At 45.2% G+C, this 26308-nt stretch carries 22 protein-coding genes and 1 pseudogene; 8 read left to right on the top strand and 15 right to left on the bottom strand.

Annotated features, from left to right (window positions below; all coding sequences use genetic code 11):
* Positions 1 to 192 precede the first annotated feature (192 nt).
* The gene (locus AB6E85_RS07035) at positions 193 to 1692 is read right to left on the bottom strand and encodes a capsule assembly Wzi family protein (protein ID WP_372142010.1); all 1500 of its coding nucleotides are present in this window, start codon (positions 1690 to 1692) and stop codon (positions 193 to 195) included.
* Between the two features lie 361 nt (positions 1693 to 2053).
* Here AB6E85_RS07035 and AB6E85_RS07040 point away from each other — a divergent pair, with 361 nt between their 5' ends.
* From AB6E85_RS07040 to AB6E85_RS07050, 3 genes are all read left to right on the top strand, one after another.
* A complete protein-coding gene (locus AB6E85_RS07040; protein ID WP_372142011.1) occupies positions 2054 to 2398 on the top strand; it encodes a hypothetical protein in 345 nt (114 codons plus the stop codon).
* A 125-nt stretch (positions 2399 to 2523) separates the two neighbouring features.
* Positions 2524 to 3693 carry a BamA/TamA family outer membrane protein gene (locus AB6E85_RS07045; protein ID WP_372142013.1) on the top strand — a complete coding sequence of 390 codons (1170 nt, stop codon included), beginning with the start codon at positions 2524 to 2526 and terminating at the stop codon, positions 3691 to 3693.
* Between the two features lie 9 nt (positions 3694 to 3702).
* Entirely contained in the window at positions 3703 to 4494 is a 792-nt protein-coding gene (locus tag AB6E85_RS07050) for a hypothetical protein (protein WP_372142014.1), read from the top strand.
* A 199-nt stretch (positions 4495 to 4693) separates the two neighbouring features.
* Here AB6E85_RS07050 and AB6E85_RS07055 read toward each other — a convergent pair whose 3' ends face one another.
* From AB6E85_RS07055 to AB6E85_RS07065, 3 genes are all read right to left on the bottom strand, one after another.
* The gene (locus AB6E85_RS07055) at positions 4694 to 5680 is read right to left on the bottom strand and encodes a Wzz/FepE/Etk N-terminal domain-containing protein (RefSeq protein WP_372142015.1); all 987 of its coding nucleotides are present in this window, start codon (positions 5678 to 5680) and stop codon (positions 4694 to 4696) included.
* Positions 5681 to 5791: 111 nt separating this feature from the next.
* The gene (locus AB6E85_RS07060; RefSeq protein WP_372142017.1) at positions 5792 to 8455 is read right to left on the bottom strand and encodes an SLBB domain-containing protein; all 2664 of its coding nucleotides are present in this window, start codon (positions 8453 to 8455) and stop codon (positions 5792 to 5794) included.
* A gap of 32 nt (positions 8456 to 8487) precedes the next feature.
* Positions 8488 to 9600, bottom strand: a complete 1113-nt coding sequence (locus AB6E85_RS07065) for a capsule assembly Wzi family protein (protein ID WP_372142019.1) — start codon at positions 9598 to 9600, stop codon at positions 8488 to 8490.
* 702 nt (positions 9601 to 10302) lie between these two features.
* Here AB6E85_RS07065 and gpmM point away from each other — a divergent pair.
* The 4 genes from gpmM (at position 10303) to AB6E85_RS07085 (ending at position 14065) form a co-directional block, all read left to right on the top strand.
* Positions 10303 to 11835: a 2,3-bisphosphoglycerate-independent phosphoglycerate mutase gene (gene gpmM, locus AB6E85_RS07070; protein ID WP_061019347.1), complete on the top strand. Its 1533-nt coding sequence runs from the start codon at positions 10303 to 10305 to the stop codon at positions 11833 to 11835.
* Positions 11836 to 12664: 829 nt separating this feature from the next.
* Entirely contained in the window at positions 12665 to 12949 is a 285-nt protein-coding gene (locus tag AB6E85_RS07075) for a type II toxin-antitoxin system RelB/DinJ family antitoxin (RefSeq protein ID WP_372142021.1), read from the top strand.
* Positions 12946 to 13224 carry a type II toxin-antitoxin system RelE/ParE family toxin gene (locus AB6E85_RS07080; RefSeq protein WP_372142023.1) on the top strand — a complete coding sequence of 93 codons (279 nt, stop codon included), beginning with the start codon at positions 12946 to 12948 and terminating at the stop codon, positions 13222 to 13224. Before AB6E85_RS07075 ends, AB6E85_RS07080 begins: the two co-directional genes overlap by 4 nt.
* Positions 13225 to 13510: 286 nt before the next feature.
* Positions 13511 to 14065 (top strand): GTP pyrophosphokinase, encoded by a 555-nt coding sequence (locus AB6E85_RS07085; protein WP_372083164.1) that lies wholly within the window; start codon positions 13511 to 13513, stop codon positions 14063 to 14065.
* A 324-nt stretch (positions 14066 to 14389) separates the two neighbouring features.
* Here the strand turns inward: AB6E85_RS07085 and AB6E85_RS07090 are convergent, their stop codons facing one another.
* The 8 genes and pseudogenes from AB6E85_RS07090 to AB6E85_RS07125 form a co-directional block, all read right to left on the bottom strand.
* Positions 14390 to 14707, bottom strand: a complete 318-nt coding sequence (locus tag AB6E85_RS07090; RefSeq protein WP_102481913.1) for a CcdB family protein — start codon at positions 14705 to 14707, stop codon at positions 14390 to 14392.
* Positions 14707 to 14952: a type II toxin-antitoxin system CcdA family antitoxin gene (locus AB6E85_RS07095; RefSeq protein WP_102481912.1), complete on the bottom strand. Its 246-nt coding sequence runs from the start codon at positions 14950 to 14952 to the stop codon at positions 14707 to 14709. The genes AB6E85_RS07090 and AB6E85_RS07095 overlap by 1 nt, the downstream gene beginning before the upstream one ends.
* A gap of 260 nt (positions 14953 to 15212) precedes the next feature.
* Positions 15213 to 15800: a hypothetical protein gene (locus AB6E85_RS07100; RefSeq protein ID WP_372142026.1), complete on the bottom strand. Its 588-nt coding sequence runs from the start codon at positions 15798 to 15800 to the stop codon at positions 15213 to 15215.
* On the bottom strand, positions 15797 to 16960 hold the full coding sequence (locus tag AB6E85_RS07105; RefSeq protein WP_372142028.1) for a tyrosine-type recombinase/integrase: 1164 nt from the start codon (positions 16958 to 16960) through the stop codon (positions 15797 to 15799). Before AB6E85_RS07105 ends, AB6E85_RS07100 begins: the two co-directional genes overlap by 4 nt.
* A gap of 423 nt (positions 16961 to 17383) precedes the next feature.
* On the bottom strand, positions 17384 to 17872 hold the full coding sequence (locus AB6E85_RS07110; protein ID WP_372142029.1) for a helix-turn-helix transcriptional regulator: 489 nt from the start codon (positions 17870 to 17872) through the stop codon (positions 17384 to 17386).
* Positions 17857 to 19218 (bottom strand): type II toxin-antitoxin system HipA family toxin, encoded by a 1362-nt coding sequence (locus tag AB6E85_RS07115; RefSeq protein ID WP_167853017.1) that lies wholly within the window; start codon positions 19216 to 19218, stop codon positions 17857 to 17859. The genes AB6E85_RS07110 and AB6E85_RS07115 overlap by 16 nt, the downstream gene beginning before the upstream one ends.
* 404 nt (positions 19219 to 19622) lie before the next feature.
* Positions 19623 to 19952, bottom strand: a complete 330-nt coding sequence (locus AB6E85_RS07120) for a helix-turn-helix domain-containing protein (protein WP_372083169.1) — start codon at positions 19950 to 19952, stop codon at positions 19623 to 19625.
* Positions 19939 to 20267 (bottom strand): annotated as a pseudogene (locus AB6E85_RS07125) (type II toxin-antitoxin system RelE/ParE family toxin). Before AB6E85_RS07125 ends, AB6E85_RS07120 begins: the two are co-directional and overlap by 14 nt.
* A gap of 28 nt (positions 20268 to 20295) precedes the next feature.
* Here AB6E85_RS07125 and AB6E85_RS07130 point away from each other — a divergent pair.
* The gene (locus AB6E85_RS07130; RefSeq protein ID WP_372142031.1) at positions 20296 to 20427 is read left to right on the top strand and encodes a hypothetical protein; all 132 of its coding nucleotides are present in this window, start codon (positions 20296 to 20298) and stop codon (positions 20425 to 20427) included.
* Positions 20428 to 20453: 26 nt separating this feature from the next.
* Here AB6E85_RS07130 and AB6E85_RS07135 read toward each other — a convergent pair whose 3' ends face one another.
* From AB6E85_RS07135 to AB6E85_RS07145, 3 genes are read right to left on the bottom strand one after another with little or no spacing between them, the layout of a single operon-like run.
* Complete coding sequence (locus AB6E85_RS07135) at positions 20454 to 21683, bottom strand: hypothetical protein (RefSeq protein WP_372142032.1); 1230 nt, start codon at positions 21681 to 21683, stop codon at positions 20454 to 20456.
* Positions 21680 to 24604, bottom strand: coding sequence for a hypothetical protein (locus AB6E85_RS07140; RefSeq protein ID WP_372142034.1), 2925 nt, complete (start codon positions 24602 to 24604; stop codon positions 21680 to 21682). The genes AB6E85_RS07135 and AB6E85_RS07140 overlap by 4 nt, the downstream gene beginning before the upstream one ends.
* The gene (locus AB6E85_RS07145; RefSeq protein WP_372083172.1) at positions 24601 to 26232 is read right to left on the bottom strand and encodes a site-specific integrase; all 1632 of its coding nucleotides are present in this window, start codon (positions 26230 to 26232) and stop codon (positions 24601 to 24603) included. Before AB6E85_RS07145 ends, AB6E85_RS07140 begins: the two co-directional genes overlap by 4 nt.
* Between the last annotated feature and the right edge of the window lie 76 nt (positions 26233 to 26308).

A 26308-nucleotide genomic window follows, 5' to 3' on the forward strand; every position in this document is an offset into this window, starting at 1 on the left:
TATACAGGGAAATATCCTAAAAATTTCCCTGGCGACTCATATTTTCACCAAATTATAAGTGGTTATTAGCTCTCGATAACCTTTAGAGCTGACTGTTCGGAGAGTTGGTAGCATTTAATACAAGATGAGAATGAATTACGCGACCACGTTTCTGCGGGTGGGTGGAGGCTGTGAGGCCTCCTCCTACGTGATTTAGAATTGATAACGCCAGTTTGCCCAACCTGCTAGGTTGTTGTCATCACTGCTGCCATCCCGGTATTGAATAAAGCTATATTCTGCGCCAAGTTTAATTTCACCTTTCGTGATTGGGAACAAGTAGCTAAAATCAATATTCCATGTATCTTCACCATTGGGGGATACTTTGTTGCCTCCGCCTTGCGCTTCGTTCTTATTGCTATTGTCTTTATTGAGCTCCAAGTAACGAACGTTCGCCTTCCATCTATGACTTGTTTTATGACTAAATCCGATAAAACCAAGTGTGTAGGTGTTGGCGTCATTGTCATAAGTTGAGCCTAATACTCGATTATTATATCGATATCCTGTTTTGTATGTACTGTGCTCATAAGCGCAGTTGTAGACTCCATTGCAGGTTGGCATAGTTTCTGAGTATTCAAAGAACGTGGTAATGCTTTGCTCTGCCATTTCATAGGATATGTCAGCACCGTAGAGGTAGCTTTTTGCTTGGAAAGGAGGGAATCTGTCTAATCTAACAGCATCTTCTCCCATTGATTCCCAATACAAGCTATATGGAACGCCGCGGAATGTATCTCCCCATCTTGCATCGACAGACGCAAGTTGGTTAGCTGGGTTTTCCTCTCCTCGTACATTGGTATCACCGGTCAGCACTCGCCACCAAGTGTCTAAGTCACACGACTTTTCAACCCCACTATCTGAATTAATCCCGCAGAGTTGCGCCGTACGCGAAACCCCAAATTCAAAATTAGGGTGGGGTTTAATGGTACCGCGGAACGTCCAAAGTAATGTATCTTCCATATGACGTTCGTCATCCATCCAACCCACACCTGTAGTCATTGTCCATGGCCCTAGCCATTCTAATACTGGCACATCGAACGCTTCGGGGTTGTGGCGAGTCACATTAATCGACGCTAATGGACGTGCGTTGGTGCTCATGGTAAGTGCAGTATCCCAACCAGGGCCATACCATTGCTGCTGGTATCCTGCGCTGACTACCCAATTACCTAAAATTGCTGCAATATAAGAGCCATCTAAACGAACGTCTTCATCATCTTGCGCGTCATAAGCGTAAGTCGCCTCGACATTAAATGCCCACCAATCCCCTTGATTATTGTAGCCCGCAGTCACTTCGCCTTTTTCACGCGTTGGTGTGCCAAAGTGCTGGAAGCGCGATGCTTCTGAGGCGGCACCTGCTTCTAACTTAACATTACTACGTTGTGAATGGCTGAATGCTCGAGTGACCCGGCGCACCGCGTCGGTTTCCATTGCTGTCTTTGCTTTGCCGGAGTTGGTACGAACATCATTGATGACCCCATCCCACATCAGTGGGTAAGTGGTAATCGGCACAGTAATAACACCCGCATTGGCCAGCAATTGAAGGTCAGCTCTAAGGTGTAAGTCGGTAGGCTCAATCCAAGGTTTGGCGTAAGAAAGGGGTGAGAGCATTAGAGTAGAAAGAGCCAGTCCTCTGGCTAGATATTTAATTGGTAAGTCCATAGTCACTAACATTAATAATGAAATTGCCTTGGATAATACAGGAAGACGGTGTTGTGCAACAAGCGACCAGTTTAAGATAGTGAAGGTGGCGTGAATATTATTGGGTAAATTATCTAATATAAACTCTTCCTCACAAGCGTCTCAGCTTTGATGGGGTAATTTCAATTTTTGGATTTAAAAAGATTAAAAACGAATGTCATCTGATAGTCGTATGACGCTTTAATTCCTTAACCCCTTAACCCCTTAACCCCTTAACCCCGATGTTAATGGCGCTGGGAAGTCACCTCGCTTTTTACTTTTTTTTGATAGGGTTGTGGCTATAATGTTCGTTATTTTTCTAATCAAGTATGACAGCGATTCAATGAAAACAATGTTAAGTACGCTAGGGCTCATTACTTTGTTAAGTGGATGTGCCTCTGTTGATAAACTAGAAGTCATTGCTCCAGGAATGACACAAGATGAAGTGACGGCAGAATTGGGCCTCCCTGAACGAGTGAGCCAAAATACCAATCAGCAACAGTATCATTACACCTTACGAGAAGCACCGCATTGGTGGGCGCTGACGGGGTGTGTGGCGTTGCCTGCCGTGATCCCAACACTGGGTGTTATGTGGGCTTCTGACGGCTGCCTTGGTGAATCGAAGCAGGCGAATATCGTGATGCGCGATGGAAAAGTGATCGCTACGACTCTTGGCGAGCCGAAGTAACCGCAGTCGTATGTCGATGTTCCCGCCTAAATAGAACAGAGTAGGGATTTGCGGCAAGCCGAAAGAGTTAGTATGCCTTTTCATTTTTACCAAAAATATTATTGCGATTTATTTCAAGGACGTCCATGAATTCTACTTCTATATCATTGTGTTCAGTAACCGTAGCACTGTTCAGTGCAGGTGCATTAGCTGAGCCTATTGAACCTTTGTTTGAAACCCCAGAATATCTTAAGCACACCTGGGTGGATGATGTCTTGGATGTGTTTGGCGCAGATGGTGAGTTTGATGAGAGCAAAACCATTGATATGAGCTACCTACCTACGGCGTATTACACACCTGAGAAAAAGTTTGGCGTGGGGCTTTTGATGGTGGGTCTGTATCACACCGATGGTGCCGATAAATCGGCGCAGCCTTCTTCGCTGGTAGTAAACTCGTTTGTTTCCCAGAATAAGTCTTATGGTGTGTCGATTGAGAATATGACTTATTTTAACCAAGGCAAACAGAGTTTGCTTCTTGATGTGGATCTTCACAACGAAGCGTCGGTGTATTACGGCAAAGGTATTACTGCCGGGGATAAAGACAATAATAAACATGAGTTTGATGAGGTGTTGTACTCTTTCAAGCCAACTTGGATGACTGCACTAGGCCCCCACTATTACCTAGGGGTTGGTGGTGATATTACATATGCCAAGGCTGAAAAGCTTGAAAATGTAGTCAACGATAGCAGCTCAACACCATTTTATGAATTGCCATCAGGCACAAGCGCCGGTGTGGTGCTGTCAAGTATGTATGATTCGCGCGATTATCGTTTGAATGCGAGTGATGGTTGGTTGCTCCAGCTTGATGCAGGCCTGTATCAGAATTTTGAAAGTGACAAAACGTATAGCCTTTATGATTTAGATGTGGCGAACTACATTAATCTTAACCCGATCCCGGGTTTGGTTGCGTGGCAGGTACAAGGCCTTTTCAGTGAAGGCGATGTGCCATGGTATGCGATGCCAGATCTTGGCGGGTCGAGTGCGATGCGAGGCTATATTAAAGGGCGCTACCGTGATGAGCATATGTTGATGGGACAGGTAGAGTACCGGCTACCGATTGTTCAGCGCCTAGGCATGGTGTTTTGGGGCGCTGCCGGAAGTGTTGCGCCTTCAGTGTCTGAACTCAATGAGGATATTCTCACCTCGGTTGGTACGGGGTTTCGTTTTCGTATCAAAGATAAAATTAACTTAAGAGCCGATGTGGGCGTTGGTCAGAATGAAACCGCCTTTTATCTTAACGTCAATGAAGTCTTTTAGGGTGTTCATATGATGAAGCTTCGCGCGGTAGGCTGTTTAGTTTTAACTGCAACTGCAACTGCAACTGCAACGCTGCTAATCAGTCCTGCTATAAAGGCGCAGCCACAGCAGCCACAAGATCCATCGCATTCACAAGCTTTATCACACCCTCAGCAGTGCGAGAGAACCGCTTACTATCAGATTTATTTAAATGGCATTCGTACGGGCTATATGCATCGAACGGAATCGTGGGAAGGAACCAACGCGACTATCACCTCACAAAGTAAGGCTAGTATTTTAGGTGTTGGTACGCAATATGATCAACAGGCAACGCTTACTTGGTCGGAAGAGAGTGACAGCTGGCTGACGACCTCTTTTCATCAAGTTGTGTCGGGCTTTAAGAGCCGAGACATGAAAGTGAGTTTTTCAGATGATGGCAATGAAACGCGGGTCGATCTCGATGGGGAAATTACTGAGTATCAAAACGACGGTGAGCCGCTTCGGGATGTTGACACGCTTTCAGTTCAGATACGCCAGTATTTGTTGGATGGGTGTAGATCGTTTTCCTTAACTCGTCAAGCCACGGATGGGCCTGAGCCTTATGATTATGAGGTTCAAGAACTGACGACAATTAAAGTCGATAAGTGGGGTGAGATAGCGGTGATTCCGGTTAAGCAGACGGGGGCAGAGCGCGTGACGTTTTGGTATGCCCCTTCGCTTGGCTACCAGTTAGTGAAAGCGCGTTATCACGGATTTTTGTTACGGGGAGGTGCAGAGCTTCAGCAGTATGAGAGTAGTTGTGCAGATTTTACGGTGAAGTAAGAAGAGTAAATTTGCGAGTTTTCGCTATGATTCTATGTTTACTAGGTACTAGTACCTAGGTTCGCGATGACTCTAAGCGAGATGCATACAAATGGCAGATCTTTTTCTATTGCCAAAAATATGCATCTTATTTCTTTTAATTAGAGTTTTTTCAGCTAGGTCGCTCTAGCTTGAAAAACTTATCGCCCTAAGCCTAAGCCTAAGCCTCCACGTCCTCTTCTTTCCTGAACGCAAATCGAACCAGAACAATCGCTACACCGAGCATGCCACCTAGTAACGTTGCTAACACACAGATAAGGGCACGCTTTGGTCCATCTTTCTCTTCTGGTGCTACTGCTGGGTCAATGGTCTTAAATACAAACTCATCGTCAACTTCGGCAAGCATTTGTGTTTTGTATTGCTCTTCAATCAAAGAGTAGAACATGTTTTGCAGTTCAGTGACTTGAGTTCGATTTATCTGTCCTTCTAAGTATTCAATCTTTGAACCGGCTTCAGAGAGCGCTTTCTCTTTCATCCATTTATTGATGTCTTTAACAATGAGCGTTACCCACTCTTGAGCAATGTAAGGAGACTTACTGACGATTGCGATAGTCACCATCCCACTTTCTTTGTCTTCTGACACGCTGAAGATATCTTTAAATGCTTTATGCGCTTCCCATAAAGTCGGTTCTAAGGTTTCAACCTCATCTTCATCAAATAACCACTCGTTAGATGTAACATCATAGAGCTCACTGTCATAAGCAACTTTATTGGAATCTTCGTTCCAGGACTCAATCGCCATTAAAGGGACTAAAAGCTCATGCTTTTGAATGAAGGCTTCAATGAACTTGCGGGATTGTAATACGGCCAATGCTTCGACTTTCGGATCCGCAGTATTACCGCCCCCAATATTTACGCCAGCAATCGCAGCTAGCCCGCCCAATGAGCCAGAAAGGCCGCCACTGCTACTTGATTGAGTCGGGGTTAGCAAGACATTCGACTTATAAGTATTGGGTTGAGAAAGCGCGAACAATACGCCCCCTACAGCAAAGACAAATGTCGTTAAGATAATGATCCATTTGCCCTGCCAGATCGCCTTGAATAGTTCTCTTAGATCAATTTCATCATCGGCCGCTTGTTGCTGCGGAAAATAGCCCGGAGGAAATGGATATTGATTTTCATTGTTTAGAGTTTGGGATTTCGACATTTTCATCATTCTATTAAGGACAACGCAATGTTGTCTAAACCTATGCCTCCCCCCCTTATTCAAAAAGGGGGAGGCATGCATGTGATACTAACTAGCTATTAAGTGTTACTACTAGTCCTTGATCGCGCTCCAAGCAACACCCAATTGATACATGATTTGAGTTGCCGAGGTGATCGTGCTCAATCCATCTAGGTAGTCCACATCAATTGGTACTATGATGGTATCACCTGGACGAAGTGACTCGCTATTACGGCTAAACCAATATGAGTTATTTGGAATCATCACAGAGCCATCAGCACGAACCACATAAACTCGGTCCGAATCTGCTTGCTTTTTGGTGCCGCCAGCTAGGTTGATATAGTCATCCACCGTCTTAGCATTGTCGAAAGTGTGAGTCGATGTAAACTGAACTTCACCAATAATAGAAACGGTCTTTTCAAATTCAGGTATGTAAAGCTTATCGCCGTTGGCTACCATTAGGTTCGCGTCTTCATCACCTTCAATAATAGCGGGTAAATCTATCACCATACGTCCCAAGGCTGGTGTTGAATTTAAACTCTGAACCAATTGCATCGCTTCTGATGGGCTAGATGAGAAACTTGCCGATGAACTGTTTTTACGTAACGTTAGGTTCGCTATTTGCGTTTCTAATTCGCGCTGCAGGTATTTCATTTCACGCTGCTCTCGGACTTTCAGCTTTTCTCTTGAAAATACCGAGCCTTGTGGGTAAGCAAATTGTGTCAAGCCTCCCGCTCGTTGTATTACTTCCTGAATCGTATCCCCTCGGTTTACTGCATAGCTGCCAGGGAACATAACTTCACCTTGTAACTCTATAACCATCTCCGATTGCCAAGAGGGCTTTTTGAATACAATCAGTCGATCTTTGGACTCTAGGCGGGAGTCAGCCGCAGGGTTACCTGCTAACAGTGCACTTAGGTCGATTCGTTGATGCTTGATAATTTCGGTTTGGTCCATACCATTGCCAGCATTAAAGCGACTCAGTTCGGCTTCGATTGTAAAGGCTGACTCTAATAAACCACCGGCAGCGGTAACAAGGTCTGCAGAACTCATCTCTTTTGCTAATGGGTACAAGCCTGGGTATTTTACGTCACCACTGATCTCTACTAATTTTACGGGAGAGCCTTCTCTTGACTGTGAACGAAGTCGTTCAATAATAGGTTCAAGTTCTCTTTCTCGATGCGATAGGCTTTTCGTATTTACAATATCTGAGATATTCGTCTGAGCGTCAGCATGTTCTTGATCATCGCCATGAATGACAGCCCCTGTTTCAGCATCAATTCGACTGTCTACTTTTGAATTTGCTTGCGACGCTTTTTCTTTTTCTTTTTCTAACTGAAGTTTCTCAATCTCTAAGTTAGCCTGATTTCGTGAACTCTTTCCAAACCAATATTCAGTGTCAATATCATTAGTCAAAACAAAGATATGGTCTCGATTCTTAAGAACAACGTCATTTTTAGAACCTGGGGATGTAATTGCTTTCCCTAGATTGAATTGAAGAACTTCCACTTCGCCGCGTGGTTCTACTTCGCGAACAATAAGTGCATAGTCAAGGTCAGCCGTAGCACTTAAATCTTTGTCAATTGAAGACACAATATCAGAGACTCTCATACCTGGTCGATATTCGTACCCCCCCTGACGTACTGCTTGACCTCGCAGGCCAACTGCATTTATTGGGTAGTCGCTTACTAGGCCTAAATGGATTTCATCGCCGTCTTTTACTTTGTAATTTTGACCAGAGGATTTTGTAAGATCTACTGTCTCCATAACAGTTCCAGATTGAGTCTTACGCTTTATGGTGACACTGCCAAGATATGCTGTTGCTTTTGTTCCACCAGCATAACTCAGAACTTTTGATAACGATGTTGGTTTCGTTAGTTCAAAGTGTGCAGGACGAAGCACTTCACCATCGACGGTAATGGTCGATTTCTTAGGTGGTATGAATAAAGTATCGCCTTTTTCTAAACGAACATCTTGACTACTGTCACCGTTAAGAAGCAGGTTGTACATATCTAATACAGCAACCACTTTGCCTTCACGCTTAAGTTGCACTTTTCTCAGTGAGCCCGTTTCTTTTACGCCACCAGCAGCAATTAAAGCTTGGGTTAGTGTTGTAACACCATTAACGTTATAAGCTCCAGGAACCGTCGCTTCCCCGGTAATATACACTTGCATCATGCGCATGTTGCCCATCGAAACTAGTACATTACCGCCAATGATACGTTCTTTGATTAACCCGACAAGCTCATCATTTACCTGACTGAATGATTTGCCAGACACACTAACAGGACCAATACGTGGTAAGGATATTTGACCGTTACGATCGACTGTAACTAAGGTGTCACCATCTTCTTTACCGAACATTTGGATACGAATTTCATCTCCAGGACCAACAACGTAGTCGTTTGGTACCGGGACACTATCGAATGTATTAAACGAGTCTGGAGTACCTTTAAATACATCATACCCGAAAGCTTGAATACCCGAAGGATCGGCAACCTTGTCTTTATTCTCTTTATTTTCAATAGGTAAAGTTGTTGTTCTTTCTGGTGTTGCAACCGGTTCTTGCGTATTTGATTGTGATGAACCCGAATTTAGGGCGCTTAAATCAAAACCATATTGACGAGCCAGTTGCTCTTGTTGAGCTTTTGGTAGTTTCTTAAATTGTTCGATTTGCGCTGACGTTGGTTGATTAGCCCAAGCAAACTGACTGAGAATAACCGATGTTGCCAACGTGGCTTTAATTAACAGCTTCATGTGATATTTAGGTTCCTTGCTAACGATACGAGTTAGTAACGATATTCATAACCAAAGACAAAATTAGGCTCATCAATGGTTTTATTTGGTGATGTGTAATCTACGTACCCGACTCCCAAGCTAAACATGCCTTGTTGGAATGGGATTTGATAATCAATTTGTGTCGCGGTCTCTGCGGTTTGCTCCGCTTGGGAGTCTCTGTAAACAACGCTTACTCGATGGTCATTCACGAGTTGAGCATAAAGAGCGACAGAAACGCTGTCACCCCAAAGTACTGAGGTCTGATCGTTCAATAGTTGTTGTTGTGCGTCAGTCCAAGTATCTCGATCTTGTTCATCGACGGTTTGACCTTCAATGACCAGAGTTAATTCTGCACCCCAATAATGAGCTTGTCCTTCCCAACCGTAAGTGATTGCGGACGTGTTTTCTCCTAGCTCAATCTCTTGCCAGTTAGCATAGATAGCATGTGATAAATTTTGTAATTTCGGTAGGGTAAGACGACCATCGACACCATAACTGTTCAATGCATCATCTTGCTTGTCTGCATCCGATAATTGATAGTTAAGCCCAAGCTCAAAAGCGCGCAGTGGTTTTGCTGATAAGCGATTTAACCAAAGGTAGTTGCTCTCTTGGTCTATGTAGTTGACAGCAGAATCAAAGTTCCAGAAACCTATTACAGGGGCTTTGTCTCCAACCCAAGAAAATTGAAGGGTTGGGGAGGTTTCACCAAAGCTACCTTGTTGTAAATTATGTTGCCAAGTTGGCCCCCACCATCGCTCTAAATAGCCGATAGTGAATAAAGCCGCCCCAGAATTTAACGTGAGATGGGAGCCTTTAAAATTCGCTTGAGTGTCGTAATCAGACTCTGTACCTGATTGACCTGCACTTGGCTCAATACTGTCGGCATAGTTGATGTTCAAACGAAAGGAGAAATCATCTTCCATATGATCATAACTCGAGTAGACACCCCAGTGATCTGTTCCAACAGAGCCAAATCCAAGGTGTGCTTCAGGGCTTGATTGATACACAGCCTTGGCCATGACATTGCCGCGAGCAAACTGAGCGTTGCTCATAGCATGTCGTAAATGCTGAACAGCAAAACGAGTATTGTCTGGAGTGTGCTTTTGTTTTATTTGATCACCCACAGTATTCCAACGAAGTGGGTAACTGCTAATTGGCGCCTGTAACAATAAGTTGTCTGAGAGTTTGTGTAGTGATGCTCTTAAAAATGGGTCTTGGGTCTCAATCCATGGAGAAGCAAAAACACAAGGGGACATTAATACTGAAAAGGGGATTAAGACATGGGTACATACAGCACGATGGTGTATTCGTCCCTTAAAGAATTTTTCTTTCATTTCGATGTCCGGAGTTAGCCTACTATATTAGCGATAAAAGCAGCAAACGCTATTCAGAGCGTACACGCTACCGCCCTTAGGTTTGGCTCCTACAGGCAATCTAAATGTGAATACTATTACTTTTTGGCTAGTAATTCTACTGACGAGGGACGTTGGTGTCACGCTTAAATACAAATGTGTGCCTTTTTAATCGGTATGCATCTAATTGTCATTGCCAGCCCGTTTGTTAAGTGAACATTTCTAAGTATGGTTACTTAAGTATTGATGTTCATCTATACTCAACTGAGTGCTCTTTTGGCCGCCATTTAATCTGATCTAACTTCAATGTATTCTGGATACTAGCTTCTCCTAAAGTGATGCTTTTTTTCATGTCCGGCCTCCCTACCTGCGCCCTTTCTTGATCTTCCACTACAGTTTTGACTGTAAACTGTAGTAAAATTACGCTAATTTGTTTTTATACCGATTTATTTTGAATTGAACGAGGTCAGTCCTATGTCAGCTAAGAAGCCAATGGCTCTAGTGATCCTTGACGGTTACGGTTACCGTGAAGACAACCAAGACAACGCTATCGCGAACGCTAAGACTCCAGTTTTAGACGGTCTTATTGCTAACCAACCTAACACGCTAATCTCGGCTTCTGGCTTAGATGTAGGCCTACCTGATGGCCAAATGGGTAACTCTGAAGTGGGTCACACCAACATTGGTGCGGGTCGCGTGGTATACCAAGATCTTACTCGTATTACTAAGTCAATTTCAGATGGTGAGTTCGGCCAAACTGAAACGCTAGTGAACGCTATCGATAAAGCGGTGAAAGCTGAGAAAGCGGTTCACATCATGGGCCTTATGTCTCCAGGTGGCGTTCACTCTCATGAAGATCACATCTACGCAGCTGTTGAAATGGCAGCAGAACGTGGCGCAGAGAAAATCTACCTACACGCTTTCCTAGACGGCCGTGATACACCGCCACGTAGCGCAGAAAACACACTGGCACGCTTCCAAGCGTTGTTCGCTAAGCTAGGTAAAGGCCGTGTGGCTTCGCTTATTGGTCGTTACTACGCAATGGACCGTGATAACAACTGGGATCGCGTTCAAGAATCTTACGACCTACTGACTCAAGCAAAAGCTGAGTTCACATTCGACACTGCTGTGGCTGGTCTAGAAGCAGCTTACGCTCGTGACGAAAACGATGAGTTCGTTAAAGCGACTGAAATTAAAGCGGAAGGCGAAGAGTCTGCCGCTATCGTTGATGGTGATGCGGTTATCTTCATGAACTACCGTGCTGACCGTGCTCGTGAAATTACACGCGCATTCGTGCCTGATTTCGACGGCTTTGCTCGTAACGTATTCCCAGCGATCGATTTCGTGATGCTGACTCAATACGCAGCAGACATCCCACTGCTATGTGCATTTCCACCGGCTTCTCTAGAGAACACCTACGGTGAATGGTTATCGAAAGAAGGCAAAACGCAACTACGTATCTCTGAAACAGAGAAATACGCACACGTGACGTTCTTCTTCAACGGCGGTAAAGAAGACGAGTTTGAAGGCGAAGAGCGTCAGCTTGTTGCTTCTCCAAAAGTGGCGACTTACGACCTACAGCCAGAAATGAGCGCACCAGAGCTAACTGAAAAGCTTGTTGCAGCAATCAAAGGCGGCAAATACGACGCTATCGTTTGTAACTTCCCTAACTGTGACATGGTTGGCCACACTGGCGTTTACGATGCAGCGGTTAAAGCGGTAGAGTCGCTAGACGAATGTCTTGGCAAAGTGGTTGAAGCAATCAAAGAAGCCGATGGCCAACTGCTTATCACAGCAGACCATGGTAACGCAGAAATGATGGTTAACCCAGAAACGGGCGGCATCCACACGGCGCACACTAACCTACCAGTGCCACTTATCTACGTGGGCAGCAAAGACGTTGAGTTCAAAGAGGGCGGTAAGCTGTCTGACCTAGCACCAACGATGCTTTCTCTGTCTGGTATTGCAATTCCGGCTGAAATGTCAGGTGATGTGATCGTTAAGTAGTCAGTAGTTAAATAGTTGTTTGGCTCAGCGGTTCACTGAGCTTTAACGATTTTGAAAGCCCGCACTTCAAAGTGCGGGCTTTTTTATAGATGTGAGATACGAGTAAGCGAGATGAGAAGAGCTTAAGAACGGATGCGTGATGTGAGATACGGGTAAACGAGTAGCGAAGAGCTTTAAAGACAGGAATTGGGTGAGAAAAATATGCAGGGGAGAACAGAAGGGCACGACCTTAAATAAAAGACGAAAAGAACGGCCTTGATGAATATCGAAAGAGTGACATTGCTCGAATGATTAGATAGCTTAAGGTTCATACTATACTTGTCTTTGACCTTATCACTAGGCCGTTTATATGAACTCAAACCGTTTGAAGCAACGACTGCAAAACTCAATGAAAGCGCAGCAAAGCCCATATTGACACTGATGGGATTAAACTCAAATAATCGAGCGTATGTTTATTAGCGTGCCGATGGTGTTGATTATTGATACATAATACCAAGCGTTGTAAATAATTGCGCATCCTAGCTGGTTAAAACGCTCGATAACTGCGTTACAATTTGTGATTGCTTGCCCTAAAGCCGCTCCCTATTCAAAACATCCCCTAAATTCGAGTTCAATTAACCAATAATTAAGCTGAGCAATGTATTCGAGGTGTTGTGATTTAAAGGAAAATCAGTTTCGGAAAAACCTTGGATGCAGGCGATAAATTCTGTAGTTGGCTCTCATTGAACGTGTACAGTAAAGCATCGTGAAATCTTAAAGGCTCGTTAGTTGCCCATCTAGCGCGCTGGTGCTAACGTTTGTATGTGCAGTGCTTTTCAAGGAACTACTCATGGATGCTAGAGTCCAATTTCGTGTTGATGACGAAACAAAACGCCTAGCTCAGCAATTGGCTGAGAGCCAAGGTCGCACTCTTAGTGATGCTTGCCGTGAACTGACAGAACAAATGGCAGAGCATCAAAGAAAGGCATTATCTCATGATGCTTGGTTAACAGAACAAGTAAAACTTGCTTTTGAAAAGTATGACTCTGGTAAAGCGGTGTTTATTGACAATGATTCCGCCAAATCTCGAATGGAAGCCCGTAAAGCGAGGGTTCGTAGCCGAGGTCAACAATGATTTTATGGGAAGAAGAGTCCCTTAATGATCGAGTGAAGATCTTTGAATTCCTCTACGACTTTAATCCAAAGGTAGCTGAAAGAACCGAAAATATTATTGAAGCCAAAGTCGAAAACTTGCTTGAGCAACCTTTAATGGGAGCGCAACGTGAAGGCGCTCGAGGCAGACTACTCATTATTTCTGAAGTTTCGATGATTGTTTTATATTGGGTTGAAGGTTCAATTATCCGTATTATGCGCGCTCTACATCAGAAGCAAAAATTCCCTACAGACTAATGTGATGTGAAAAATACAGGACACCCAAGTATTTGACGGTCTCTAAATCGGTACCTAGGCTTACTTTATCAATTTAGATTTCGGTCACTGGTGGTCAGGTGACTCAAGCATGTTCAACTCAAGTTTCCCTTCAAGATACGGCGTACTATCATGGAAAGCGATTGGCTTATGCCGAGAGGCGCTTTTGTGGCTTTTGCTTTAGCTTCCATTCCCAAACTTGCTATACTTCCATCTGTATTTAATCATGTCAGATTATTCATCAGTCCGTTAAAATCATGGAGGTGGGATGAAGGAGCAAGTTAAAAAACTCATTGAAGAGATCAATAGAATTCACAAAGAGTTTTCAGAGTCTTGCTTTGAGCAGGGGATGTTTGAGCAAGTGAAGCTATCTAGGACAATCTCGAACGTCCCTGCCTCTCATATCTATAAATACCGCTTAGTGCTTCATGAAAGTATCAATGACTATCTCATGACCTCCCATATTGAGTTGAAATACTTTTATCGAGTAAAAACAAGAGAAAGTATCGACGATAAAATTGCGCGTTATAGTGAGCGCGACAATCAGTATCCGGTGAACAATTGGCTCAATGATATTTTTGGGGCAAGGATTATATTAACCAAGTCCGAGATCGCAGAAGTGATGGAAGAGCTGGATAACTGGCAAGATGAACTTGGTTTGAAAAACTGGTATTTGCGCGATAAGGAAGGCTATAAAGGACTTCACATCTATTTTAAAAATAGAAGTAACTTTTACTTTCCGTGGGAACTTCAAATTTGGGATAAAGAAGATTTGAGGTCGAATATCGAAAACCATGAGAAGTTTAAGCGAAGCTTTATTTAAGGTTCATCACGGATACACGACAACAGCCATGTGTTGTAAGCATCTTTAAATCGACTTATTCAATCCTTTCAATAAACGTCGTAACCTTTAACTTTGCTCGTTAAAGGTACTCGTAAATGTCTCAGCATCGATCTCAACAAGAATGGCTGGGCATGCTCTCTTCATGTGCCTCCTCAGTGGTTCGGTCTTCTATTGAAGGAGCTTGCTGTTGTATGAAAATGTTCCTTGATACCTCTGCTATCTATCTTCACAAAGCCCCTTTCATGTGGACTTGGTGGTGAAAGCGAAGGTGAGCTCACCGGAGCTATTGGCGTATATCGAGCGTTATATGCCAGTAATCAGAAAGTCAATAGCAGCAATGATTTCGTTTCTAAATGTACTCAATTCATTGACTGGATCACGCAAGATCTTAGTCGGCACACTTGCCATTTGGTGAGTGAGGATCACGAAGTCACCTTCATCAATATGGATTACTGGGCATAGGTGAGTAGGGGCTTTCTTTTCCAACATTTCAACTGGTGTTAATGGGATCACCAGTCGGGTATTTAGCGTATCAAGCATTTCACTTTGAACATCAACAAAGTATGGATAAGCGGTAGCAGTGTTTTTATCGTTATTTTGGTAGAGTGAAAACTGTGACATTAGAATATTCTGTAAGAATCGGAAAACAGACTGTGGTTTTCGGCTAGTTCGTTGCAAGCACTGATAGCATCTGCATTCTGCTCCAACCACTCAGTTTTACGGCGTTGGCTAACTTCTTTTTCAAGCGCTTTTTCCATTGTTGCTGAGAGGTTTATATTCAGGCGCTTAGCTTCAGCGAGTAATTCGCTATTTAAGCTTAAGTTTGCAGCTTTTTTAGGCGCTTGCGTGCTATATGCGTTTCTCATGATAATTACCTATGCGTATTTAAGGTGCGCATTAAGTATAGGTACATGAAAGGCATATAACAAGCGGGTATGAATCACATGGCTACTGTTTGTAGTGGCATAGTTAATTTGGCCACCTGATTAAGAGGTGATGTATGATCATCTCGAGACTAAAACAGGTGACATTATGACTAAGCGTGAAAGACGCACTTTCTGAGTTTAAACTTGAATGAAAAATACGTGACACCCATGTTATCGGTATTCCCGTGTTATCAGGAGCGCTAGTCTTGCCACTGCCAAGGCACTTGCCTGTACTGATATCGGTTGAGCTGAAACGACACCGCTTTCTTGATGGTCGTGTAGCTGTAACACTGCCTGTTATGCGGCTTATCGATAATGACGGTCTTCTCGCCATAACAAATATCACTGCGTGGATCTTGGCAATGTTCATACAAAGCAAAAGATAACGCTTGGCACCATTGAAGGTGTTTTTCCCACACCATCGATCTATCCAAATGCCCATCCGTTTGTTTAAGTGCGCAGTAGTACTTCGCTAAAGTCAGCCCAGGGGACTGAGCGTGTAATCGAACATCGTGAAACATAACCATGCCCGAGGTCATCATACTGTCGGCGTACTTATTGAGTACCAATTGCAACGTTGGATCTTCCATAAAACGCTCATAACATTGCTTGGCTATCGCTTCTAAACGGCCTTGTTCGTTCAATGAACTTAACGCCATTTCTTGTTTGTTGCCGATGAGTGTATAAACCGAAGGCAGTTCAGAGCCTAATGCAAAGGCGTACAGTTGATCATTATCCATTAGGTTTTGATGGAAGTATTGAGCGCGGTTAAAGGTCAGTATCATCATGCCGCACCTCCTAACATCATGTCGTTAAACGCGTTCCCGTCTTGTCTGGAAGCATTGGCGACATAAGGGGCGTAGACCTCAAACAGTAGCTTGGTGTCGCTGTGTCCGAGTTTGTGTGAGATATAGAGCGGATTCTCATGCGCGGCAATGTGCAGTACCGCAGCCGTATGGCGCGTTTCGTAAGCGCGACGTGGTTTCAGGCCTGCTTTTTTCAACGTTGGGTGCCAAACATGCTTGCTGATGTAATGCGTATCTAACCCTTGTCCTGTTTTAGAGGGAAACACAAATGGACTGCACTCATCTCTCATTTCCCACTGACGTTTTAGCGCTGCGAACAAGGTGTCGCACATCTGCAAATCACGACGTGACTTCGGCGTCTTCACATCACAAATCTCTCCATTCACATAATTTTGTCTCACGCGAATCAAGCGATGGTCAAAATCAATGTGCTCCCAATACAGGCCATGCACTTCACAACTTCGCATGCCCGTCCAAAATCGCAGTAAAAAATAATCATGCCATTGCGTATCACAGCATTCTAAGAAAGTACGGACTTCATCCATGGTCAGCGGTTTCGAATCTGCTTTTTCCTCTTTCAGGGATTTGTAGCGTCGAAATGGGTAATCAAAGTGATGCTCTTCGGCGGCGAGGCTCAGAATGGCAATCAGCGGCCATAAAATATTATTGATGCGCTTGTTGGTGAGTTGTCGCTCGCCATTAGCCTTACGAGCTTCTTGCAGCGTCTGACGAAAAAATTCCACTTGAGAGAGCGACACTTCAGAGACTAAGGTATTGCCAAAGTGCGGAATGAGGTAGTGCTCAAGGGTGTTTTTTACCACGCCTTTATAACTCGCTTTCCAATTGCCTTTTTGACGCTCATACCACTGATTCGCAAAGTCATTGAAAAAAGGATACAGGTGGTCGGGGTACTTCTCGCGCTGTAAGCGTTCAAACAAGGCCACTTTTTTACTGTGTGGAAAGTAATCACGGTATTGAAACGTGCCAAGGTCAATCTCGGCGTTCATTTGTTTGAGTGTGGCTTGAGCAAGCTTGATATTTTTGGGCGTGGCCATTTGCTGGGTGCCTTCGCGAAAGCGTTGGCCGTACAAATGAAGATCGAACTGAATACGCCCATTAGGACGGATGCGAAGATGAGCCATAGCGGCCTCCATGGATATCAGATCTTAAATAGATCTGTCCCTCACCAATGGAATTCGCTAGAATCGAGCCATCGGCTGGGTTGCGTTAAAGGTGTCGCAGCCGGTACGGGATAGGGAGGTTGCCGCCTTCCTATCCCAACTGCATATTGTGTGTGGCGGTGTGACGCAAGGTCATCATCTGCCAACGTATTTCACGGTACCTTCCGAATCTCAAAACGTGTCTTCACGCCCATTTCTTCCGATAGCCTATAAAACGTTCAATATTGACTCTAGTCGTTTACTGGATCGATGTCCAGTGCTTTTGATGGTTTTTTCATCAAAGATGACGGTTCATTGGTGCGCCGCTGATGTGTCATTAAACCCAAACCTGTCAGCTTGTTCTCCGCCTTTGTGGAATTGCATCAGAGTTCACTGTAGTTTGTATCACTCTGTCTCGTTACTGTTTAATAGAGAAATGAGCAAACTCGGCGATGAGGGAATTACCCCCGTTTTCATACCAAAAGGTTTGAATACTTTGTTTAGAACCTCGGTGTTGTAGCTACCTCTATCATTCTCAATATCTGAGAGTGTTTTTCTTGAGACATCGACGAGTTTTGCAAAAACATCCTGTTTTAGGCCTAGTATGTTCACTCGCAGTGTTCTAAGGGCTTGGCCTTGTGTGAGCCCACCAAGCAAGAGTTGTTTGATAATATCGTCCATAGCCGTTTTACGATCAGATGCCCTGATCGCTTTTGAGTTCTTAGATACCTTCTGTTTTACTTGAGTATTTGGTTGTAATTTACTCTTTCCCGAGTGTGTTGGTTGATGGGAAGCTATTGACTTTGGCTGTTCTCGGCTTGCTCTTAGGCGAGCTACGGTCTCATATACAGTCTCTTTATTTGATCGGCTACTCTTACTCATGCTAGCCCCCATTTTGTCAATTTTTCAGATATATGATTAAACCCAATTGCTGGCATCTCCAAGATTTGTTTTGGTACACCTTGTTCTTCCAGTCTCTTTTTAAGGTCAAGGCATTTAGCGGCTGTATCTCTTAGTTCTTCAAGAAGGACGGCTGTTGGTACTAGATCTGACAGGGATTCAGCTATTCCTATAAAATCATAGGTTCCGCCGACTTCGAGTGGTGCTTGCCATTTTGTGCTTCTTGGAATGCCCTCGGGATCGGCTTTCATTGGTGCAAAGTCGTATATAGGAGCCAGCTTAATAAAACCGTCTCCTCTCAGGAAGGAAGTATTTCTTCCGTGGTTGTCACTATTCCCAAACAAGATATTGAGTAAATCTCGCTTTACCCACTCAACGACGAACTCCTGGGGGTCGAAAGCATACCCTTGATGTTGAACCATGTGGCTTTGGGTCATCTTTTCTATGAGGCTTCTGATAGTGGCTTCGTGGTTGAGAGTGACTCCTGCACCTTTATTTAGCATGGAGTATACGGATTCCATACCGAATTTTTCCACCTGTTCCTTATTGATTTGAATATCAAATCTAGGTAGCCATAACGAAGGGTAATTAAGACCTTCTTCTAAGCGCATGCCTTGTATTGGAATCGTATCAAAACCCATTTCAGTAAGTGCATGATAGTAATAGAACTCAGCTCTTAGAATATTACAGTCGACGGTGCTTCTCGAACCTCTGGGGTATTTTACCAGGTAGTGTAAATCGTGATTGCTAGGGTCATCTTGATAGGGATCTATCCATATTTTTTCGTCGCCAGTGTGAGGGGTTATCTCGCTACGTAGGAGTAATTTAGGGGCCTCTCCTCCCGCGCCCGTCGCTCCACCTGCCGCTGCGCCTCTTTGCTGTGCATAGTCGAGGAAATCACCCGCTCGGTTCTTAACATCCTCAACAGAGAAATAGAGGTTGTCTGATATTTCGTAACGCTCAGGAAGAGACTCTTTCACCCGTAAATTGCCGATAGGCGACATCGTCCCAAACTTAAGTAAAACAAAGTCTTGTTCATCGAAGCTTAGATCCTCAATATCTAAGTGCTTGACCCAGTACCTTCTACTAGCACCACTTGGCATTATGTCGTCTAGGAATCTTAACCAACCAGGTTTTCCCATATCATCAAAGAAAAAAGAAACAGGGTGATTGATCGAAACTGCATGCAAATCGTCTTTATCATGATGATAGAGAGCATAATCACTGAGATAATTGAGTTCAGAAATTTGGAAGTTATGCTGAGCACTCTTAGGGAATGAGATGAGAGCAACATCGAGCCATTCACCTTTGATAAAAGCTTGTACTGTTAATTCTTCCATTGGCTGCACCTCACTTGTGTTTTATGTGTAAAATAATACGCAATAATGCTGTTTTTTTCAAATTGTGAGTAAATAGATACTCATGAATAGGCGAGGTGGCACAACTGTCTCACAAGACTGCACAATCAAGAAAGCAGCCTTGCTGGCTTGACCGTGAGTCTAACTTTCGTTGACAAAAACCACGCTGTGATTGTTGAGACGTTGAAATCCAATATGATGAAAAACCGCAAACTGGCGAAACACATAGCGGATGCCTCGTGGCACAGCTTTGTCGTTAAATTGGAGTACAAGCTGCAAAGAAAAAGGTAAGCACTTAGTGAAGCTGCGTAAGTCTCGATACTATCGAGCAATGGCTAACGAAAGAAGCATCGCCCGATAGGCGGTGAGCAGTCACAAAAAGTATTTTAAATTCTTAAGCGCTTAGAGCTCGTGATGTGAGACAGAGTTTCCGGATGACGCTGAACCAATTTTAGAAGAGTTACCGCTTGTCCATTTGGTGCGCTACGCCCTTGTTCCCAGTTTTCTAGTGTACGAGATGATGTATGCAGCAAACGCGCAAACACACCACGCGACATATTAAACTGTTCACGAATACTCACGATTTCATCAGGTGAAATATCTAGTTCGCGGATATCTTTAACATGATGAGTTTTAAGAGTTAGTTTGCCCTTGGAATACTCTTGAGCCTCAATAAGAGCTGAACTTAACTCTGTAAATAGATCACGATTGCTCATTACGCCACGCCTCCATAAAAAAGCCTTTAGTTGTTTCTTTTGGTCTGCGGTTAAATCGGACATTTCATTCTTGCCATAAATTGTCAGTAAGTAGAACCGACGCTTTTCATCGAGGAAGTAATAGATAATACGAGACCCGCCACGCTTGCCCTTACTTGCAACTCGAATCTTTCGCAAACCACCTGTACCCTGAATCACGTCCCCCTGTTTTGGATTAGACATTAACTCAGCTTGAAAAAGCCTAAACTCATCATCACTTAGATATTCATTACGATACTTTTCAAATATGGTTGATTCGAAAAATATACTTTTCATTCGCAAAATATACGCAAGTAACGTACAGATGGCGAAGCTATACGTGATTAACGTAGTTGTGACTTTTAAGGAAATGGATCTGATCTTAGACATGTTGATTGTAGAATCACTACTTATCGGCATCGGTCTTGTTATCAAGCCTTCCCTACGCGACGTCTGAGCACTTACTGACTCTCATTAATGGCATTACACGTCATCAAATCCAAACAGATCGTTTTGTTCAGGCTTATCACTTGAGAGCTGTGAGATATCGATGATCCGTTTTAGCTCAGGCAAGAGTGGCAAAGCACGCTCCAAAGGCACACTGTAATAAGGGTGCTTCCCATCTTCGTCATTGTGAAACCCCAATTTGAGTTCACCTTGCGCGCTGCGCAGCACCGTCATCTTGACTTGATCAGCCGATGTGATGTCTTTGATACGTACATTTGATAAGGCGTTGAGGTTGACGCTATACAGTTGTTCTTGTGAAGTAATGATACTCTTGGTCGTGAGTGCCATTAAGGCGCCAACTTTGGGTGCTAAGCTCGCGAAATACATACTCTCAGGGGTGAGGTAAAGTAAGGCTTGGTTGGTTTTTTTAATCTCTTCGATTTTTTGAAAATTGTCCCTTTCGGCTTTAAATTCATGAACATCAATCACCACTTTGGCTTCTAACTCAAAGTGTTGCTGCTGTCTTTCTCGGTAGGCGCGCAATGGCGCCAGGGAGTGGCAATACACCTGCTCTCCATCGCTAAACATCGCTTGCTCATCATCGATATAGACAGACAAGGTCTCGCTTTGTGTTGTTTGCGCGATCGATTCCAGTGAGTGCTTGGCCTCTGGAGTCAGGGCCATATCGATGTCGATGTTCATACCCTTAGGAAGCGCGAAAGGAATGATGTCGTTGTCTCGCTCGATTTGAACGCGGTTGCTGTCTTTGTTGACCTCAAACACTGAGAAAGGGGTGCAGGTATTGGCCAGTTGACATATCGCCAGCGCTTGCTTGGTCTCAATCATTTGCTTGGGGTGCGTCATGACGCTATCAAAGAAGGCTAGATGATGTTCACAAGCGGGCTGAGCGAGGGCGTAGCGAAAGGAGTTCAGTTCGGTTCGCCCTTCCAGCACGATGCCGTCTTGTTGGTTGTCATGACGGAGCTGCAATGAAATCGTTTCTTTTTGGTCGATATGATTGGTTTGGCACAGCCATAGGTTGGCAAAAGCGGTGGCGCTAAACGAGAAAGCGGCGTTGTCCAATGTGCAATCCGACGCTCTGTCCAACGTGGTCATGATGAGCTTCTCCGTCGCGCCGCCAATGAGGTGAAGCGATTTATCAGTGACAATGAAGGTGACAAAGGGGTGCTCGCTGCCTTTTTTGATGCCGCTAACTAGCTCGGTAATGCGTGCGTGTACTTCTGGTTGAAAGTTCAGTGTGTTCATAATGTGTGTCCTTTTGGCTGTGAGGCGTTAAGTATCATGGTGTTCCACCATGTTTGAAATTGCTCTAGAAGAAGTGGATCGGTGACCTCTAACCCCAACGCTATCTTGAGTTGAGTGCGACCGGTGGGGATGATGATTTTATTCGCGGTGTCTTTGGCTGTGAGTAAAGCCGCCTGTATAAAGTCCCATTTATTACTGTCGAGACGTTTTCGGTTTTGATGCAGCGTGATATGACAATGGTATTTGAGCGGTGATTGCTTGAGGGTGTGAAGCGCTTTTTCCACCTTTTGGTTGCATGGGCTAAGAAAGTACAATTGCTTGCCGTTGTTCATTCCCTCGTCATCGCTTTGCGGCGGTTTTTCTTCGAGGTGTAGTTCGCCAAGGGGACGTAGGGCGGTTCGTGCGGCTTTATTCCATTCAATGCCTTGGTATTGCCCAAAGGCGCGCCATGCGTCACTCACCATGGAAAAAGCCAAAGGCGTTTCTTTTAAGCGTTTGATTTGTTCTCGAGTTTCCCACTGAAAACGATAAGGGCGGGTTTGGGTTCCACTTGAGACGCCTTTTGTCCAAAGTCCAATCCACTCGTTGTCGTTTGACTCCGCCTCTTGAAGCTGTTCTTTATCACCATTTGGTTTGCGCTTGCTGCCCAAACGTTGGCTCAGAGCCTCCGTCAGCTGTGCATGAGTAAAGCTCGGCAGGTGGCGCTGCTTTTCAGAGGATGAAAGCTGGGCGTATTGAAGGCTAAGCCTCATCAGAAGACGAGTGATGTCATTGGAACCTGGTTTCATTCCCCAGAGGTATCTCAGCTCGGCATGTGTGTATTCTCGCTGTTGAGGGAGAAAGGCAGGCGCGACCCATTCCATGCCATGCAGGTAATGCAGTCGGGTTGTCGCATAGTGTTGATGGCCCAGCATTCGACCGATTTCATCAAACAGCAGCATATTGTTTAACTCTGAAAATGAACGCCCTTGCAACCAGTATTGAAATCGTTGCTCTACAACGGATGTTGAGAAGAGAGACGCGGTGACGGGTTGATGCGTTTTATGCCAAGCCTTTGGCGCCGCACCGTTAGCAAGGCAAAGTGCTTGTTGATAGAGCAGCTTGGCGCCGCTGTGGCGAAGGTGATGAAAGCGCGCTTTTTTACCGTGTAATTGTTTGAGCACTTTCGTGATAGGCAAAAGGTAGTGGCGCGCTCGTAAATGGATGGACTCGTCTTCAAAGCCAATGAATGGCTCGCTAGGAGGGCGGTTGGCTTTGAACGCCAGTAACAACCGTATTAATTTGGCGCCGATTTCGGGCATCACAACCTGAACCGTGCGCGCGTCTCCGCTTTTTGTTTTGCCTTCCTCGGTATTGGTAATGTAGATCGCAAATAACTGACCTTTTTCGTGGGTGCATCGAATATCTTGAAGGCGCAGGCGTAAGAGTTCCCCGCGTCGAAGGGCGCCGTAATAACTCAATAACGCGCTGACACTCGCAAATAACGCCTGCATCGGGGACAGGCTGTGCGTTAATAACTGAGTGACCAGGTGGTGCACCTCTTCAGCGCTAAGAGAAAGGGCATCAATTTTTAGGCTTTGGGTCGGTTTGATGAAGGTCGAGAGATCTAAGTGCTCAGTGATGGGTTGCTGAGTAAGAAAACGGAAGAATTGATACAGAGTCCATTTTTCCATTGTCTCGTCTTGGATGAGGCGGTATCGATCTTTGGCCCATTGTTGCAGGGCTTCCCTGTCATTGGCGATCGAGAGAGGGAGTGGGGTCGTCGACAGTTCATTTTTAAAACTGGTGTAGCGCAGCAAGGTGGCGGGGCTGAGGGTGTTTTTTTTCACGCCGCCAAATTGCTTCAGCTCTTGCACATAATCAAACAATAAGCGGGGCAACAGGTTGTCGGCTTGCCACTCGGGCTGAGTGGGCGCAGCTTGTTGGGGCGTATTGAGCGACTTGATGAGCATGGCGTGAGGCCAGCGATGAAACGGAGTCTCTTGGTTCGCATCTTTGGGTTTTATCTTTGCAAACGATGGCGGCTGATAAATATCTTGCGCTTTGGCTACGCGCGATGAGGCCGCCTCTTGTGGTAACGCACTTACATGGCGCATGGGATCAGAGAAATCTTTTAATATTTCAGGGGGGATGGCGAAGCGATGGAGCCATAAGGTTTGGACAGATTGTTGCCATTGATGAGGGGTAAGCGCTTTGCGCTGCGCAGAGGGATAAAAATCATCGAGTGAGTTGAGCAATCGGTTAAGTGTCACTCTTGGGTTGCCCGGCTCTTGCCGGCACTGCCAGTCATAGAAGGCGCGGGCAGCAAGCGGTGATACGGCGTAGCGCGTAAAACTGACGGGTTCGGTATCATCAAAATACGACAGGTTAACAGGGTGCGTGATGGTTAGGGTGAGTTGATCGCCAATGCGCTCCAGCGGGGTGGGATCATTGAGTCTTTCACACCAAGCGTTGAGCGGCAGAGGCGCCACTTCTCTCATCAAGGTCAACACGGTCCACGCCAAGTTTGGGGTTCCTCTTTGCTTGATACGGTGCTGGCTCTCTTGTTGGTAGTGCATAGAGATAGCATGAGCCCTTGCACTTTGTTGATACAGCGAGACCAACCACAAGTGTTCATGATCGTTAAATTGTTGCACCTTTACCGGTGGTAAGACCCAGCCACACACCTGGTTTAGGTAATAAAGCGTCTCATCACGCGCCCGTTTTAAGGCTCTTTGCCGGCCTGTTGGGATACCTGAAATGGCTCGGTTTATCGAGGCCATTTGTGACTCGGTCAATTGGCGTTCATGCTCACTTTCTTGGCCCCTCTCTTGAAAAAGCAGCGTTAAGAAGGCCTCGAAGGCGTCAACTTCAGCGCACGCTATCGACTGCTGTTGATAGAAGTGATGGATGTGTTTTGCGGTGTGGCTTTGACGGTTCATAAGGCACGGTCCTTTTTTGAAGGGTAGGGCGTAAGGGCAGAGAGCTGCAGCCGCGATGGCCAGTGGTTCAAATGCGCAATCAATGTTTGGTTGCAAGCTTGAAAAGCATAAGCGCTGCCGAGGTGTTCACCCAGTTCGCTGTGGCCCATCAGTACATCAATTTGTTGGGTGGTTAAGCGTGGGTGAGTGGCCATTAAGGCGTGTTGGGCAAAGCTGTGACGAAGCTGGTAAGGGACGACTTTTTCTTCGGGGGCCCCCAGCCTTTGTTGAAAGCAATGCTGCCACTGTGCATGCATAAACAACCTCAAGGTTTTTGCGGTGAGGGGGACGGCGACGTTGTTCTCATCAATCAAGTACCATAGGGGCCCCATGGCAGAAGCGTCATTGGGCGCTAACGTTTGGAGCACGCGCGCTTGAAGTTTAAGGTAAGACTCAATCGCTTGTCGTAAGTAGTTCGGAATATCGATAAGGCGGTAGCGTCCCTTGTCTTTGATAAGGGCGCGTTGTAAATCAAAGCAGGCTTCCCGCTCTATCGAGATGTGGTGAGTAGGACGAGCGCCGGTAAGAAGGACAAATAACAACGCCAGCTCGTAGGTGCGCGCGTTGTAATACTCACGAAGCGCGTCTTGGGAGGCGTTTCTTTCTGGCACCGTTGCCAGTTGTTGGCGAAGGTGACCAAAGAAGAGACTCAGCTTGGGAATCGGGATCGCGCGCGTAGAGCCAATGGAAATGGGCGGTATTGGAATATAGGTTCGAGCGCCCTCGGTCAGTTCGAGAGTGAACGCCACGATCGCGCCTGCTTTTTTCAGGTAAGGGGGACGCTCGTTAAGCGTTGTAAAGACGGGAATAAGTGCGCCAGTGGTGGGAAGCCTGACATCACAAAAGGGTTTAATATGACGCTGGTTTATTTGGGGAATGAGTCTCTGCAAATAGCGGTTGTGCGCACAAAAAATCTCATAGCGAATTTGATCGCAGTTCAGCATTTGGTAACTCAGTGCACTGTGATGGTGGACTTTCTTGGCTGTGATGAGTTTTTGAGCTGGAAGTGAGAGATAAGGATCGCAATGTGCCATTCGCTCGATGTAGGAATACAAGAGGTCTTTTCGCAGCACAAGTTGGCTTCTCAGCGCCTCCGGCGTGCGTAGCTTTCTCTTTTTTAATCGCCAAAAGAGCTGTTTCTTTTGCATTTTAGTGAGGCGAAGCTCCGTGTCATGATGAGTGAGCCAATAGCTAAAGACGGCATTGAGCGCGTCTGGCATGGGTTGCCATAAATACACGGTTTCCTTTGCTAGGGCGCAAGGTATGGCATATTCGACCCATGAAACGCCACCTTCACGCACTCGGCGAAGGTGATGAAGTGCACAATCGACTCGCCCTGAGACCAACACCAGATCGGGAATATCCTGTTCTCTTTCGATGCCAGACAGATGGCCTGCGATCCATAAATACAGGAAGTAAATGTGATAAAGGTTGAGGGGCGTCGTGGGTTCAGTCAGCACGCCCGACGTCTTGGGTCTGAGTTCATGCAACACATTGGCGATGGCAAGGGCGACGTTATACGCATCGACGGGAACGCCGCCGGCATTGTTGGCTCGGTTGCGTTTTTTTTCATTTGATTGTCTACCCATAAGTAAAATCCTTTAGGCATGATAAAAGTAAGCCGAACGTACGCAATCCGATTATCCGAATGTCGTATGTTTCATT

Origin of the sequence: Vibrio sp. 10N.247.311.51, assembly GCF_041467855.1 — a bacterium.
Taxonomy (GTDB): domain Bacteria; phylum Pseudomonadota; class Gammaproteobacteria; order Enterobacterales; family Vibrionaceae; genus Vibrio; species Vibrio coralliirubri.

What these genes read in the sequence shown, in the direction of transcription:
- AB6E85_RS07035 (WP_372142010.1), bottom strand. Translation starts at nt 1,692, where the DNA reads ATGGACTTACCAATTAAATATCTAGCCAGAGGACTGGCTCTTTCTACT.
- AB6E85_RS07040 (WP_372142011.1), top strand. Translation starts at nt 2,054, where the DNA reads ATGAAAACAATGTTAAGTACGCTAGGGCTCATTACTTTGTTAAGTGGA.
- AB6E85_RS07045 (WP_372142013.1), top strand. Translation starts at nt 2,524, where the DNA reads ATGAATTCTACTTCTATATCATTGTGTTCAGTAACCGTAGCACTGTTC.
- AB6E85_RS07050 (WP_372142014.1), top strand. Translation starts at nt 3,703, where the DNA reads ATGATGAAGCTTCGCGCGGTAGGCTGTTTAGTTTTAACTGCAACTGCA.
- AB6E85_RS07055 (WP_372142015.1), bottom strand. Translation starts at nt 5,680, where the DNA reads ATGTCGAAATCCCAAACTCTAAACAATGAAAATCAATATCCATTTCCT.
- AB6E85_RS07060 (WP_372142017.1), bottom strand. Translation starts at nt 8,455, where the DNA reads ATGAAGCTGTTAATTAAAGCCACGTTGGCAACATCGGTTATTCTCAGT.
- gpmM (WP_061019347.1), top strand. Translation starts at nt 10,303, where the DNA reads ATGTCAGCTAAGAAGCCAATGGCTCTAGTGATCCTTGACGGTTACGGT.
- AB6E85_RS07075 (WP_372142021.1), top strand. Translation starts at nt 12,665, where the DNA reads ATGGATGCTAGAGTCCAATTTCGTGTTGATGACGAAACAAAACGCCTA.
- AB6E85_RS07080 (WP_372142023.1), top strand. Translation starts at nt 12,946, where the DNA reads ATGATTTTATGGGAAGAAGAGTCCCTTAATGATCGAGTGAAGATCTTT.
- AB6E85_RS07085 (WP_372083164.1), top strand. Translation starts at nt 13,511, where the DNA reads ATGAAGGAGCAAGTTAAAAAACTCATTGAAGAGATCAATAGAATTCAC.
- AB6E85_RS07090 (WP_102481913.1), bottom strand. Translation starts at nt 14,707, where the DNA reads ATGTCACAGTTTTCACTCTACCAAAATAACGATAAAAACACTGCTACC.
- AB6E85_RS07095 (WP_102481912.1), bottom strand. Translation starts at nt 14,952, where the DNA reads ATGAGAAACGCATATAGCACGCAAGCGCCTAAAAAAGCTGCAAACTTA.
- AB6E85_RS07100 (WP_372142026.1), bottom strand. Translation starts at nt 15,800, where the DNA reads ATGATGATACTGACCTTTAACCGCGCTCAATACTTCCATCAAAACCTA.
- AB6E85_RS07105 (WP_372142028.1), bottom strand. Translation starts at nt 16,960, where the DNA reads ATGGCTCATCTTCGCATCCGTCCTAATGGGCGTATTCAGTTCGATCTT.
- AB6E85_RS07110 (WP_372142029.1), bottom strand. Translation starts at nt 17,872, where the DNA reads ATGGGGGCTAGCATGAGTAAGAGTAGCCGATCAAATAAAGAGACTGTA.
- AB6E85_RS07115 (WP_167853017.1), bottom strand. Translation starts at nt 19,218, where the DNA reads ATGGAAGAATTAACAGTACAAGCTTTTATCAAAGGTGAATGGCTCGAT.
- AB6E85_RS07120 (WP_372083169.1), bottom strand. Translation starts at nt 19,952, where the DNA reads ATGAGCAATCGTGATCTATTTACAGAGTTAAGTTCAGCTCTTATTGAG.
- AB6E85_RS07130 (WP_372142031.1), top strand. Translation starts at nt 20,296, where the DNA reads ATGGCGAAGCTATACGTGATTAACGTAGTTGTGACTTTTAAGGAAATG.
- AB6E85_RS07135 (WP_372142032.1), bottom strand. Translation starts at nt 21,683, where the DNA reads ATGAACACACTGAACTTTCAACCAGAAGTACACGCACGCATTACCGAG.
- AB6E85_RS07140 (WP_372142034.1), bottom strand. Translation starts at nt 24,604, where the DNA reads ATGAACCGTCAAAGCCACACCGCAAAACACATCCATCACTTCTATCAA.
- AB6E85_RS07145 (WP_372083172.1), bottom strand. Translation starts at nt 26,232, where the DNA reads ATGGGTAGACAATCAAATGAAAAAAAACGCAACCGAGCCAACAATGCC.